This window comes from Pantoea sp. E2023-21 (genome assembly GCF_051302795.1).
Lineage (GTDB): Bacteria > Pseudomonadota > Gammaproteobacteria > Enterobacterales > Enterobacteriaceae > Pantoea > Pantoea ludwigii_A.
In genome coordinates this window covers 1,166,022-1,179,669 of sequence record NZ_CP195344.1, presented here as the reverse complement: position 1 = coordinate 1,179,669, position 13,648 = coordinate 1,166,022, and the positions used below count along the sequence as shown (strand labels likewise).

13 protein-coding genes are annotated in these 13,648 nt (G+C 54.4%); 6 read left to right on the top strand and 7 right to left on the bottom strand.

The features are described 5' to 3' along the window. Positions 1–72: 72 nt before the first annotated feature. The 4 genes from osmV to ACRQ84_RS05605 are packed head-to-tail and all read right to left on the bottom strand — an operon-like array spanning position 73 to position 3,525. Entirely contained in the window at positions 73–1,209 is a 1,137-nt protein-coding gene (gene osmV / locus ACRQ84_RS05620; RefSeq protein WP_064738720.1) for an osmoprotectant ABC transporter ATP-binding protein OsmV, read from the bottom strand. Further along, complete coding sequence (gene osmW / locus ACRQ84_RS05615; RefSeq protein WP_064738719.1) at positions 1,209–1,856, bottom strand: osmoprotectant ABC transporter permease OsmW; 648 nt, start codon at positions 1,854–1,856, stop codon at positions 1,209–1,211. The genes osmV and osmW overlap by 1 nt, the downstream gene beginning before the upstream one ends. Positions 1,857–1,865: 9 nt before the next feature. Further along, positions 1,866–2,792 carry a glycine betaine ABC transporter substrate-binding protein gene (locus ACRQ84_RS05610; RefSeq protein ID WP_483817420.1) on the bottom strand — a complete coding sequence of 309 codons (927 nt, stop codon included), beginning with the start codon at positions 2,790–2,792 and terminating at the stop codon, positions 1,866–1,868. Between the two features lie 16 nt (positions 2,793–2,808). Next, a complete protein-coding gene (locus ACRQ84_RS05605; protein WP_064738717.1) occupies positions 2,809–3,525 on the bottom strand; it encodes an ABC transporter permease in 717 nt (238 codons plus the stop codon). 384 nt (positions 3,526–3,909) lie between these two features. Between ACRQ84_RS05605 and ACRQ84_RS05600 the strand changes: the two genes are divergently transcribed. Then, complete coding sequence (locus ACRQ84_RS05600) at positions 3,910–5,370, top strand: MDR family MFS transporter (RefSeq protein WP_483817419.1); 1,461 nt, start codon at positions 3,910–3,912, stop codon at positions 5,368–5,370. 31 nt (positions 5,371–5,401) lie between these two features. Here ACRQ84_RS05600 and ACRQ84_RS05595 read toward each other — a convergent pair whose 3' ends face one another. Both ACRQ84_RS05595 and ACRQ84_RS05590 read right to left on the bottom strand, forming a co-directional pair. Continuing rightward, positions 5,402–5,698 carry a DUF1161 domain-containing protein gene (locus ACRQ84_RS05595; protein WP_064738715.1) on the bottom strand — a complete coding sequence of 99 codons (297 nt, stop codon included), beginning with the start codon at positions 5,696–5,698 and terminating at the stop codon, positions 5,402–5,404. Positions 5,699–5,750: 52 nt separating this feature from the next. Further along, complete coding sequence (locus ACRQ84_RS05590; protein WP_064738714.1) at positions 5,751–6,086, bottom strand: DUF1283 family protein; 336 nt, start codon at positions 6,084–6,086, stop codon at positions 5,751–5,753. Between the two features lie 130 nt (positions 6,087–6,216). Here ACRQ84_RS05590 and ACRQ84_RS05585 point away from each other — a divergent pair, with 130 nt between their 5' ends. Continuing rightward, positions 6,217–6,546 carry a YnfA family protein gene (locus tag ACRQ84_RS05585; protein WP_073991656.1) on the top strand — a complete coding sequence of 110 codons (330 nt, stop codon included), beginning with the start codon at positions 6,217–6,219 and terminating at the stop codon, positions 6,544–6,546. 74 nt (positions 6,547–6,620) lie between these two features. Here the strand turns inward: ACRQ84_RS05585 and ydfG are convergent, their stop codons facing one another. Continuing rightward, positions 6,621–7,367, bottom strand: coding sequence for a bifunctional NADP-dependent 3-hydroxy acid dehydrogenase/3-hydroxypropionate dehydrogenase YdfG (gene ydfG, locus ACRQ84_RS05580; protein WP_064738713.1), 747 nt, complete (start codon positions 7,365–7,367; stop codon positions 6,621–6,623). A gap of 381 nt (positions 7,368–7,748) precedes the next feature. Between ydfG and guaD the strand changes: the two genes are divergently transcribed. From guaD to xdhC, 4 genes are read left to right on the top strand one after another with little or no spacing between them, the layout of a single operon-like run. Beyond that, the gene (guaD, locus tag ACRQ84_RS05575) at positions 7,749–9,077 is read left to right on the top strand and encodes a guanine deaminase (protein ID WP_483817418.1); all 1,329 of its coding nucleotides are present in this window, start codon (positions 7,749–7,751) and stop codon (positions 9,075–9,077) included. Further along, positions 9,074–10,516, top strand: a complete 1,443-nt coding sequence (gene xdhA / locus ACRQ84_RS05570; RefSeq protein WP_483817417.1) for a xanthine dehydrogenase small subunit — start codon at positions 9,074–9,076, stop codon at positions 10,514–10,516. The genes guaD and xdhA overlap by 4 nt, the downstream gene beginning before the upstream one ends. After that, positions 10,506–12,872, top strand: a complete 2,367-nt coding sequence (xdhB, locus tag ACRQ84_RS05565; RefSeq protein ID WP_483817416.1) for a xanthine dehydrogenase molybdopterin binding subunit — start codon at positions 10,506–10,508, stop codon at positions 12,870–12,872. Before xdhA ends, xdhB begins: the two co-directional genes overlap by 11 nt. After that, on the top strand, positions 12,859–13,641 hold the full coding sequence (xdhC, locus tag ACRQ84_RS05560; protein WP_483817415.1) for a xanthine dehydrogenase accessory protein XdhC: 783 nt from the start codon (positions 12,859–12,861) through the stop codon (positions 13,639–13,641). Before xdhB ends, xdhC begins: the two co-directional genes overlap by 14 nt. Positions 13,642–13,648: the final 7 nt, after the last annotated feature.

The window sequence follows — 13,648 nt, the reverse complement described above, 5'->3', positions numbered from 1 at the left end:
GGGCTGAGCCTCAGGGATGATTTATGGCGACTTTACGATCTGCCATATGCCCCTCGGCGACTGCTCGAAGAATTAAGGATTCAACCGACGGCGCGTACGTCCAGAACTGAGGTAATCCGCAATATAGTCCTGCGATATCTCACCACTGTAGCGGCCTTCTTCATCAACGATTGGCATCCACACCGTGTTGTGTTCATACAGTTTCGATAGCACCACGCGCAGGTTCTCTTCCGCTTTACCCGTCACTTTAAAGGTATGCAGCATCTCTTCGCAGCGGCCAGTGGCTGCACGCGCTTCCCGACGCTTCACAAAGCCTAGCGGCTTGCCATCTTCGTCCACTACGGTGACCGAACGCATATCGTTATCGTCCATGGTCGCAAAGGCTTCCTGTAATGGCGTATTGCGCTGCACGGTAATGGTGGGTTGTTGATCGGTGACATCGCCGGCCTGCACCAGCAACAACCGTTTCAGCGTACGGTCCTGACCAACAAATGAGCCAACAAAATCGTTCGCCGGTTTGGCTAACAGCTCATCCGGGCTGGCGCACTGTACAATTTTTCCCTGACCAAATACCGCGATGCGATCGCCGAGTTTTAGCGCCTCATCGATATCATGGCTGACCAGCATCACGGTCTTCTTCAACTGACGCTGCATCTCAAGGAATTCATTCTGAATCACTTCACGGTTAATCGGATCGACCGCGCCAAAAGGTTCATCCATCAGCAATACCGGTGGATCAGCAGCCAGCGCGCGAATCACACCGATACGCTGCTGTTGACCGCCGGACATTTCACGCGGATAGCGATGCAGGAACTTGGTCGGATCGAGCGCCACCATGCTCATCAATTCAGTGGCGCGTTCGCGGCAGCGTTTTTTGTCCCAGCCCAGCATGCGCGGCACCACGGTGATGTTTTCTTCGATGGTCATGTTCGGGAACAGACCAATCTGCTGGATAACATAACCAATATTGCGGCGCAGGGTGACGGTGTCTTGTCCGCTGGTATCTTCACCGTTGATCAATATCCTGCCGCTTGAGGACGGGATCAGGCGGTTAATCATCTTCAACGTCGTGGTTTTGCCGCAGCCAGAAGGGCCGAGCAGCACGCACATTTCGCCTGCAGGTACTTCAAGGCTGACGTTATCCACGGCATTGAGTGACGTGCCGTTCTTTTGCGTAAAGGTTTTCGTCAGGTTTTCCAGTTTTATCATTATCGAATCCCCTTAGGAGTCAGCGCCGACTGCAAACGGTGCAGCAGCCAATCAAGCACAATCGCGAGCAAACAAATCATTAAGGCGCCGGCAATTAACATGCGCACATCGCTGCCGCTGATGCCGTCGAGCAGTTGCAGGCCCAAACCGCCGGCACCAATCACCGCAGCAATCGCCATTACACCTACGTTCATCACCACCGCCGTACGAATACCACCGAAAATCACTGGCAGCGCCATTGGAATTTCCACCCAGCGCAAACGTTGCCAGAAGGTCATGCCAATGCCGCGACCCGCTTCACGCAGGCCCGGTGACAAATTCTCCAGCGCGGTGTGGGTGTTACGCACAATCGGCAGCAGCGAGTAGAGAAACACGGCCGTAATCGCGGGAAGGGCGCCGATGCCCTGACCGATCATCGAAAACAGCGGAATCATCAAGCCGAACAATGCAATGGTCGGAATGGTGAGTACAATGGTGGCGATGCCGAGCACCGGCGTAGCCAGCCACTTAAAGCGCACAATCAAAATGCCCAGCGGCACGCCAACGATAATGGCGAAACCAACCGCGACCAGCACCAGCCACGTATGTTGCCAGGTCAGCGTCATCAAGGTGTGCCAGTTATTCATGATGTAATGCAAGGTATCCACAGCGCCTCCTTACAGCATGTTCTTAGATTGAAGGAAATCACGCGCCACCTGTTGCGGCGACTGGTGATCAATATCGACACGCTTGTTCATCTCGGTGATCGCTTCGTCGTTAATCAGCGCTGAAAGCTGATTGAGTGCCGCATCTAAACCTGGATGGCTCGCCAGCACATCCTGACGCACCACAGGCGTGACGTTGTAACTCGGGAAGAAGTGCTTATCATCTTCTAACACTTTGAGTTCAAACCCTTTCACCCGTCCATCCGTGGTGTAGATCAAACCCGCATCAACAAAGCCATCGCGAATTGCGTTGTAGACTAAGCCGGGATCCATCTGGCGAATCTGCGGACGATCGAGTGGCATGTTGTAGGCTTTCTGCAACGGCTTCAGGCCATCTGAGCGACCCGAGAATTCCAGATCCAAACCGAGTTTCCAGTTGTGGTCCGGGTCGTTCTTGCGCACCTCTTCCAACTTCGCTACCAGTTGCGACATGGTATTGATGCCTTCTTTGTCCGCACGATCGCGTTGCATGGCAAACGCATAGGTATTGTTCATGGGTGCCGGATTGAGCCAGACCAGGCCTAATTTCGCATCCAGCGCTTTTACCGTTTTATAAGCGTCTTCCGTCGACATCGGCTTATTGATGTGATTAAAGATGATCAACGAGGTGCCGGTATACTCCCACATCATATCAATCTGTTTGTTGATCATGGCGTTACGGCTAATGGTGGTGGCGATATTGGTCTTCGGGATCACCTGAAAACCTTTCTTCTCCAACCAAATTACCGTCATCGCTGACAGAATATGCTGCTCGGTAAAGCTCTTGGTTGCCATGGTAATCGGCGTTGCAGCAGCGGCGCTGTGGCTAATTGCCAGCGTCGCGGTCAGTGCCAGCGCAGTATGTTTTACCCAGCGCGCCAGCTTGTTGGCAGTGGCCATCACAAAACTCCTTGTGTTAAGCCGCAGAGTGCGGGCTGAGATAACGTCCCAATGCTGCGAGCAGCATGTCGAGTACCAGCGCAACCAAAGCAGTCGCAACTGCGCCGAGGATTAGCGTAGGGAAGTCGTTAAGGTAAATACCGGGGAAAATCAGCTCGCCAAAGCTACTGGCGCCGATCAGGAATGCCAATGGCGCGGTGCCGACGTTGATCGCGGTGGCAATGCGCACGCCCGCCAGAATCACCGGCAGTGCATTGGGGATTTCCACCTGACGCAAACGCTGGAACTTAGTCATTCCGATACCGTTGGCAGCTTCGATCAGTGACGGCGGTACCGCGCTCAAACCGGCAAACGTATTGCGCACAATCGGCAGCAGCGAGGCGAGGAACAGGGCAATCAGCGCGGGACGATCGCCAATACCGACAATCACCATCGCCAGTGCCAATACCGCCAACGGCGGCAGGGTGTTACCGACGTTAAAGATTTGCATCACGTATTCAGCCCAGCGACGGGCGAATGGACGACTTAACAAAATACCGCTGGGAATGCCCACCAGCAGCGCAAAGAGCATTGACCAAAACACTAAAAACAGATGCTGCTGCCCGAGGTAGATCAAATCTTCCCGGCGATCGCGCAGCGTATTCAGCCCCAGCCCCCATACCAGCAGGGCAATCACCGCGACAATCGCGAGCAATGCCAACCCAGCGCGGCGGGCGAGCGATGCATTTTGCATAGCAAGTGTCTCCCTGATTTGAAAAATCGTTCGATATGGTTATGTCATTCCCGGGATGGCGGCGCAGTGCAAAAAAGAACACATACGAAAATCCTTCACCCCGTTAAATTGCAGTTAAAATGACTGTTAGCAGATGCTTTTTCAGTGAATAACTGGAAAGCACCGCTTAGACCTATAGCAATGCTTGACGATAAGCGCCAGTTTTTGCGGCAAAATCAGACAGATAGAAATAATAAAAAACCGCATTCAACCCGCATGGAATAAGGCATCATCTGACAATAAAAAATATTCATCGAAATAAGTGACGGCGTAACATACAGGCGCACGCAGAGGAAACTGGTCCGGTGAATTTTCAGCTAGCCTTGTAATAAATTAGGGAGACGTATGACTGAAACTGCAGAATTGAACACGCAACACCGCCACTGGGTTCTCGTCGGCTGCATGCTCGCTATGTTTATGGCGGCAATTGAAGTCACCATCGTTGCCACCGCGATGCCGACTATCATTGCCGATCTTGGCGGTTTTTCGCAGTTCGGCTGGGTATTTTCCATCTATTTGCTGACGCAAGCAGTGAGCGTACCGTTGTATGGCCGATTGGCTGACATGTGGGGCCGCAAACGGCTGCTGTTTATTGGCGTTTCGCTATTTTTGATCGGATCAATTCTGTGCGGATTCGCCCACAGCATGACGTGGTTGATCCTGTTCCGTGCCTTTCAGGGCTTAGGCGCTGGCGCGATTATGCCGCTCACCTCCACCATCGTGGCTGACGTTTATTCGCCGCGCGAGCGAGCGAATGTACAAGGCTGGCTTTCCAGCGTCTGGGGCGTCGCGGCGATTATCGGTCCGCTGAGCGGCGCGTGGCTGGTGCAGCACTTTAGCTGGTCAGTCATCTTCTGGGTTAACGTGCCGATTGGCGCGATCGCGATGCTGCTGCTGGCGCGTTTTCTTCCCACGCGTGAGCAAAATCAGCAAACCACGCTCAATCTCACCGGCAGCTGCTGGCTGATGATTAGCGTGACCGCGTTGTTAGTCGCGCTGTTGCAGGCAGAGGTGCTCGGCTTCTGGCTGCTGCCGTTCCTACTGCTGGCGCTGATCGCGGCATGGCGCTTAAAGCATCATGAACAGCGCGCCGATGCACCGCTGTTCCCGCTGGAAATCTGGCGCAGTCGGCTCATCGTTGCTGGCAACGTCGGCAACCTGATTATCGGTGCCAGCATGATGGGTATCAGCGCCTTCCTGCCAACGTGGATTCAGGGCATTACCGGCGGCACGCCGCTACAGGCGGGCAGCGCACTGGCGATGATGTCGATTGGCTGGCCGCTGGCGAGCACCTTAAGCGGCAGATTGATGCTTATCACCTCGTATCGCTTCACCGCACAGATGGGCGCATTGTTGCTGATTACCGGCAGCGCATTACTGCTGTTGCTGCGTAGCGATAGCTCAATCATGCAGGCAGGATTTACCGCGTTTGTGATTGGTACCGGCATGGGCATGACCAGCACGACTTTTCTGGTGTCGGTACAAAATCATGCGCATTACGATATTCGCGGCATTTGCACCGCATCTATCATGTTTAGCCGCATGATCGGTTCGGCAATTGGCACGGCGTTATTAGGCGCGGTGCTCAACCTGAATCTGTCGCTGCGTCTGCCGCAGGCGGAAGATCCGATGCAAAAGATCATGTCACACGAAAGTCGCCAGGCGCTGCCAGAAGCGACGCTGCATGACTGGACCGGGCAAATCGCCACCTCATTGCATTGGGTATTTGTAGTGTCGTTGCTGATTGCGCTGTTAACACTGTGGGTCGCGTGGATGATGCCGCGGCAAAGGCCGGAAGTAGAGTAAAAGCAGGGCGGCTATCAAGCCGCCCGAAGGGTTACTGCGCTGGCGTATCCTGAGAGCTGCCTGCACCGTCTGGCACGCTGCTATCACCATCACGGCCATTTTTCTTGTAGACGATTTTCTGTGTGTCGTTTTCACAATGACCCACCACCTGTCCGCCCACCTGATCGGCTTGATCATTGGCCACGATATCCAGCGTGAAGTCAGATTCGGCGACGCCGTTGTTAATGATTTTTTTGCTGATATCCGCTTTGACACTTTCACAAGAAGCCTGCGCCAATACCGGTAGCGCGAGCATCGCCATCAGCAGAACTGCATTACGTTTTTTCATCATTCACTCCTTTGGTCAGAATTCCTGTAAAAACTATAGCAGTGATGGCGGATTAAGGTGCAAGCGGGCGTCCGGTCCGGCGATCAAGACAACGCAGCGTGTTGGGTTCCCAATAAGCATTCACGTTGTAGCTTTTCTCGCAGGAGTCGCGGGTATCAAAGGCTTTGTCCGCTTTATCGAACTCTTTCTCCACGCGCGTATTCACTTTATTACGCAGGTTTTTGGTATCGTTCCACTGCTCTTTGCTCTGGCGCGCGGCTTCATTGCTCGATGCGCTGCTGCCATCTTCAATGATCAGGCGATCGGTTTTGGCAGAAGCCAGCGGCGCAGCCAAAAACAGACTTGAAGTCAGCACGGTCGCCAACAGGGCGGAAAACAGTTTTTTCATCGTCATTTCCTTCAGTTAACACCAGCACAGCCGGGATCGCGGCTGTAACAACTATGGGCGCTAGTATATCATCGCTGCTTCTTTGCTCACCAGTGGTGAGCGCTTTGTTTAGCTTAGAGAGAGATTTTCTATGCTGGTTAAAACCGCCTTGCTGTTTTTTATCACTGCGATTGCGGAAATTGTTGGCTGTTTCCTGCCGTGGCTGTGGTTAAAGAAGGGCATGACGGCCTGGCTGCTGGTACCGGCGGCGGCGAGCCTGGCGCTGTTCGTCTGGTTATTGACGCTGCATCCCGCAGCCAGCGGACGCGTCTATGCGGCCTATGGTGGCGTTTATGTGCTAACGGCGCTGATATGGTTACGCGTGGTGGATGGTGTGAAGTTAAGTACGTGGGATTGGGTCGGCGCGTTGGTTGCTTTTAGCGGTATGCTGATCATCGTTGCTGGCTGGAGCCGTGTTTAAGGCGTTCCGGGAAATCGTAGGGGCGCCATTTATGGCGATCGGGTGCGCATTACTGCGCACCTTACAAAATCGCATTAACCTTTATGCACCTTCAAACCTGCAGTGGTTTGCGTTACCGGCATAATCTCCAGCGTATTGATGTTGACGTGCTTTGGCAGCGTGGTGACCCAATAGACCGCTTCCGTGACATCGTCTGCTGTCAGCGCGGTCGTGCCTTCATACACCTGTTCGGCTTTGCCATCATCGCCCTTAAAGCGCACATTGGAGAATTCAGTGCCACCCACCAAACCGGGTTCAATATCGGTCACGCGCAGCGCGGTGCCGTGCAGGTCGGTACGCAGGTTCAGGCTAAACTGACGGACAAACGCTTTCGTCGCGCCATACACGTTGCCACCCAAATAAGGCCAGCTGCCCGCAATCGAACCGATATTTACGATGTGGCCGACGTTGCGCTCTACCATGGCAGGCAGCACGGCGCGCGTCATGTACACCAAACCTTTATTGTTGGTGTCGATCATATTTTCCCAATCTTCAATATTGGCTTTGTGCGCAGGTTCCACGCCCAACGCCAGACCGGCATTGTTAACCAGCACATCAATATCGCGCCATTCAGCGGGCAGGGAAGCGATCACTTCATCGATGGCCGCGCGATTACGCACATCCAACTGCACGGTATAGAGATTGTCGCCCAGCTCCTCTTTCAGCTCTTTTAAACGCTCAGCGCGACGGCCGCTGGCGATCACTTTGTGACCTGTAGCAATGAAGCGGCGGGTGATACTTTGACCAAAACCAGCGGTTGCGCCAGTAACAAAAATAATCATCTCACTGTTCCTCAAACGATTTCAGGTTATCAGCCACACCTTAGCATTAACCTCTAACCCGTGCTCATGAAAACCAAATGCAGCTTGTTGCAGGATTTTTCCTGCACGTTAGCAGTGCAACAGCGCACCACAAAGACGCACATCTGCGGGCGATAAACACACTATGCCCGGCAAAAGTTGCCTCGCTATAACATCGCAACCGTTTGCTAATCCAGGCAACCGGTTGCGCATACGATTGCCAGCAAGCTTGACACATAAATCAGCCGAATCAACCTATTATATTGAATTTAAACAGTATTATTTCTTCTTTGCATTGGCATGCACTTTGCAAACTATCTTTAAGGCAATTACCTGCACATAAAAAAGTACCAAGGAACCGTTATGCCTTACGCACCCGAAACGCTGCTGCGCGCCAGCTTCTTTGATTTCACCGATCTGGCCGCGCAGCCGGATGACATCGCTGCCAATGCGCGCTATCTCGAAGATGGGTTATTAACGCTGCGGGACGGCAAAGTGGTCAGCCTCGAAAGCTGGCAGATTGCAGAAGGCCGTGTGGATCCCACGCGCGTCACCGATCTGCGTGGCAAACTGATCGTGCCCGGCTTTATCGATACCCATATTCATTACCCGCAAACCGAAATGATCGGCGCCTTTGGCGAACAGCTGCTTGAATGGCTTAATCAGTACACCTTCCCGGTGGAAAGCCAATATCACTGTCCCCATCACGCGGCTAAGATGTCGGCGTTCTTCCTGCATCAGCTGTTGTCTAACGGCACGACGACTGCGCTGGTGTTTGGCACTGTGCATAAGCAATCGGTCGATTCACTGTTCAGCGCGGCGCAGCAGCTGGATATGCGGCTGATTGCCGGCAAAGTGATGATGGATCGCAACGCGCCGGAAGAGCTAACGGAAACGCCAGAAGAGAGCTATCAGCACACGCGAGAACTGATTGAACGCTGGCATCAACGTGGTCGCCTGAGCTATGCACTCACGCCGCGCTTTGCGCCAACGTCCTCGCCGGAACTGCTGGATAAAGTGCGACAGCTACGCGAGGAGTTTCCTGATGTGTGGATGCATACGCATTTAAGTGAAAACCAGCAGGAGATCGCGTGGGTAAAAGCGTTATTTCCAGAGCGCGAAGGCTATCTCGATGTCTATCATCACCACCAACTCACCGGCAAACGCAGCGTTTTCGCGCACTGCCTGCATCTGGAAGACAAAGAGTGGCAATGCCTGCATGACACCGATTCATCGATTGCCTTCTGCCCAACCTCAAACCTGTTCCTTGGCAGCGGCTTATTCAACATCAAACGCTGCTGGCAGCAGGGCGTGCGCATGGGCATTGGCACCGACGTTGGCGCGGGTACCACCTTTAATCTGCTGCAAACGCTGGGCGAAGCCTACAAAGTCGGTCAATTACAGCAATACAAACTCAGCGCCTGCGAAGCGTTCTATCACGCTACGTTAGGCGGGGCGCATGCATTGGATCTCGATGATGTGATTGGCAACTTTAACTGCGGTAAAGAGGCTGACTTTGTGGTGCTCGATCCGGCAGTATCGCCGCTGCAGAAGCTGCGCAACGCCAACAGCAAAGACATCTGGGAGCGACTATTTGTAATGATGACGCTGGGCGACGACCGCAACATCGCGCAAACCTGGGTGAGCGGCAAGCCGGTCTGGCAGCGTGAAAGTGAGGAGCAAATCGCATGATTCAGTTCTTACTCAACAATCGTTTAATCACCGAACGCGCACTTGATCCCAACCTCACCGTGCTCAACTATCTGCGCGGTCAGTTGCAGCGCCGCGGCACCAAAGAGGGCTGTGCGTCCGGCGATTGCGGTGCCTGCACCGTTACGCTCGGAAAAGTGGTGAATGGCAAGATGCAATATCAAGCGGTCAACAGTTGTTTAACGCTGGTGAGCAGCCTGCAAGGCAAGCAGTTGATCACGGTAGAAGATCTTAAACAGGGCCGCGAGCTGCATGGCGTGCAGCAAGCGATGGTCGATTGCCACGGCTCGCAATGTGGTTACTGCACGCCAGGTTTCGTGATGTCGCTATTTACCTTGCAAAAAAACAGTGATGGCTGGAATCGTCATCAGGCGGAACAGGCATTAGCCGGCAATTTATGCCGCTGCACCGGTTATCGTCCAATTATGGATGCAGCGCAGCAGGTCTGTGAACAACCTCATTCGGATGTATTCAGTGCTGACGCAGAATCGTTAGTGCAGCGCTTACAGGCGCTTTGCAGCGAGGAAGTACAGATCATTGAAGCCGATGGCAGTCGTTGCTATGTGCCGAAAACAGTAGCGCAACTCGCCAATCTCTATCTGAAACATCCCGAAGCCCAGCTGGTGGCTGGCGGCACCGATCTGACACTGCAAATTACCCAACAATATAAGCGCCTGCCGCTGCTGATTGCGCTGGAGCAGGTAGATGAGCTGAAGGCTTGTCATGAAGATGAAACGCATCTTTTTCTCGGTGCCGCCGCGTCGTTGCACCATTGTTATCAGTTCCTGGCGCAGCACATCCCGGCATTTAGCACCATGCTAGAGCGTTTTGCCTCACTGCAAATTCGTAACCAAGGCACTATCGGCGGCAACATTGGTAACGCATCACCCATTGGCGATTGTGCGCCCATGTTGCTGGCATTGAACGCCATATTGGTTTTACAGCAGGGCGGAAAACTGCGGGAAGTCCCACTCGATCAATTCTTTATCGCGTATCGTCAAACGGTATTGCTGCCAGGTGAATTTATTCGCACTATCACCATTCCTAAAGTGACAGTGTCACCCAGCTTTACCGCGTGGAAAGTGGCTAAACGACTGGACGACGATATTTCCGCGGTGTTCGCCGCTATCAATCTGCACATCAAAAACGAGGTGATAGTAGAAGCACGCCTGGCCTTTGGCGGTATGGCGGCCACACCGAAACGTGCGCTGGCGGCTGAAGCAGAATTGCTCGGCCAGCCACTGAATCTCACCAGCATCGAAAAAGCCTGTGCTGCGTTGGCTGTTGATTTCCAGCCGCTGAGCGACTTCCGTGCCAGCGCTGATTATCGTTTGCAGGTAGCACGCAATCTGTTGCGACGCTATTACGCCCAGGCGTCTGGCGAGTTGACCATTACGGAGGTGTCGCGCTATGTCTCATAATCGCCCGGAATTGAACGAGACGCTGCTGAAAACCCAGTTCGCCACCGCTATGCAAACGGGCGTGGGCCGCAGCAACAAGCACGAAAGTGCCGATAAACATGTCTCCGGTGAAGCGCTGTATATCGACGACAAGCCCGATCTGCCAGGATTGCTGCATCTCTGTCCGCGCCTCAGCGAGCACGCGCACGCACGCATCACCAAACTGGATGTTCAGCCGTGTTACGCGGTGCCGGGCGTGGTCAGCGTGCTGACCTGGCGCGATGTGCCGGGCCTCAACGATGTTGGTCCGCTGGAGCCAGGCGATCCACTGCTGGCGCAGGAGTACATCGAGTATTTAGGTCAGATCGTGATCGCCGTTGCGGCTGATTCGCCTGATGCGGCGCGTGCTGGCGCAGCAGCGGCAATTATTGAATATGAAGCGCTTCCGGCAGTGCTCGACGTGCGTGACGCGCTGGAACAACGCTTCTTTGTACAGCAGCCGCACATCCATCAACGCGGTGATGCTGAAGCCGCGCTAGCGCGCGCATCGCGCCGCATTCAGGGCGAGTTTCACATTGGTGGGCAGGAACATTTCTATCTGGAAACCCAAACAGCGCTGGTGATCCCTGGTGAAGATGACAGCTTGCAGGTTTTCTCTTCCACGCAAAACCCTACGGAAGTGCAAAAGCTGGTGGCGGAAGTCATGGGCATCACCATGAATAAAGTCACCATTGATATGCGACGCATGGGTGGCGGCTTTGGCGGCAAAGAGACGCAGGCGGCGGGTGTGGCTTGTTTATGTGCGATTGCCGCGCGCCAGCTGCGCAAACCGGTGAAAATGCGCCTGGCGCGCCGCGATGACATGCAGATCACCGGCAAACGTCATCCGTTTTTTGTGCGTTACGATGTCGGCGTCGATGACGATGGTCGCTTCTGCGGGGTGAAAATCGATTTGGCCGGCAACTGCGGCTATTCACTTGATCTTAGTGGATCGATTGTCGATCGCGCGATGTTCCATGCCGATAACGCCTATTACCTCGGCGATGCGCTGATTACCGGCTATCGCTGCCGCACGCATACCGCCTCAAACACCGCTTATCGTGGCTTTGGCGGCCCGCAAGGCATGGTGGCGATAGAGCAGATCATGGATCACGTCGCACGTGAAGTGGGTCTGGATCCGCTTGAACTGCGTAAGCGCAATTATTACGGTAAAACCGAACGCAACATCACCCATTACCATCAGCAGGTGGAAGACAATCTGCTGGATGAGATGACCGAACAGTTAGAAACCAGCAGTGAATATGCGGCACGCCGCCGCGAAATCAGCACCTTTAACGCCAGTAATCGTTTTATGAAGCGCGGATTGGCGCTGACGCCAGTGAAATTTGGCATCTCCTTTACCTCCAGTTTCCTCAATCAGGCAGGCGCGCTGATTTTGATTTATACCGATGGCACGGTGCAACTCAACCACGGCGGCACCGAAATGGGCCAGGGCTTAAACACCAAAGTGGCGCAGATTGTGGCGGAAGTGCTGCAGATTGATATTAGCCAGATTCAGGTCACCGCCACCGATACCGGGAAAGTGCCGAACACGTCACCCACGGCGGCTTCCAGCGGTGCCGATCTCAACGGAAAAGCGGCGCAAAATGCCGCGCAAATCCTGCGCGATCGCATGACCGGGATGCTGTGTCAGCAACATCAATGCTCTGCAGAAGCGGTGAACTTCAGCAACGGCATTGTGCGCGTTGGCGACAAACATTTCACGTTCGCTGAGGTGGCGCAGCAAGCATGGCTTAATCAGGTACCGCTTTCCGCTACCGGCTTCTACAAAGTACCCGGCATTCATTACGATCGCGTCGCCGGACGCGGTAAGCCTTTCTATTACTTCTCCTACGGCGCGGCCTGCTGTGAAGTTTTGGTGGATACGTTGACCGGCGAATACCGTTTGCTGCGCGCCGATATTTTGCATGACGTCGGCGCGTCGCTGAATCCGGCCATCGATATCGGCCAGGTTGAGGGCGGTTTTGTGCAGGGCATGGGCTGGCTGACCTGTGAAGAGTTGGTGTGGAACGACAAGGGCAAATTGCTCACCGATGGCCCAGCCAGCTACAAAATTCCGGCGATCAGCGATGTACCCCGTGATTTACGCGTCAAGCTGGTAGAGAACCGCAAAAATCCGCAGGACACGGTGTTCCACTCCAAAGCGGTGGGCGAACCGCCCTTCATGTTAGGCATCGCCGTGTGGTGCGCGTTGCAAGATGCAGTTGCCAGCGTCGATAACTATCGTCGCCATCCGCAACTCGATGCACCAGCCACGCCGGAGCGGGTGTTCTGGGGGATTCAGCGCTTATCAGGAGCGGACCATGATTTATCATGACTGGATCAGCGTGTTACACCGCCTGCGCGAACAGCGCGAAAGCTGTGTGTTAATCACCGTGCTCAGCGAGCGAGGCTCAGTGCCACGCGATCGCGGCAGCAAGATGGTGGTCAGCGCCAACGACACCTTTCTGACTATTGGTGGCGGCCACCTCGAATATCAATGCATCGCGCAGGCGCGTGAGATGCTACAGCAGCGCTGCACACAGCCGCGTAGTGAAGAGTTTGCGCTGGCTGCGCGTCTTGGCCAATGCTGCGGCGGTCACGCCACGTTGTTGTTTGAGCCGCTGATGCAGCAGCAGCCTGAAATTCAGGTGTATGGCGCAGGCCACGTTGGTCAGGCGTTAGTGAATGTGCTCGCGACCTTGCCGTGCCACATTACGTGGATTGATAGCCGCGCCGCGCAGTTTCGTGCGGTGCCGCCCGGCGTGACGGTGCGTCAGGTCGAGGATCCCATCGACTGCGTGCAGGAAGCCGCGCCCGACAGCTACTTTGTGGTGATGACCCACGATCATCCGCTCGATCTGGCGCTCAGTGAAGCAATCTTGCGACGGGGGGATTTTCGCTATGCCGGTGTTATCGGCTCCGCCACTAAAGCCCAGCGTTTTCGTTATCGCTTAGAAGGCAAAGGTATTGCAGCAGATTCCCTCGCACGTCTGCGCTGTCCGATTGGATTAGCGGATGTGAAGGGCAAGTTGCCGGCGGAAATTGCCGTGGCGGTAGCGGGGGAAATCATCAGCGTTTATCAGCAGCAGGCCATAAGTTGTTGAGTGACGA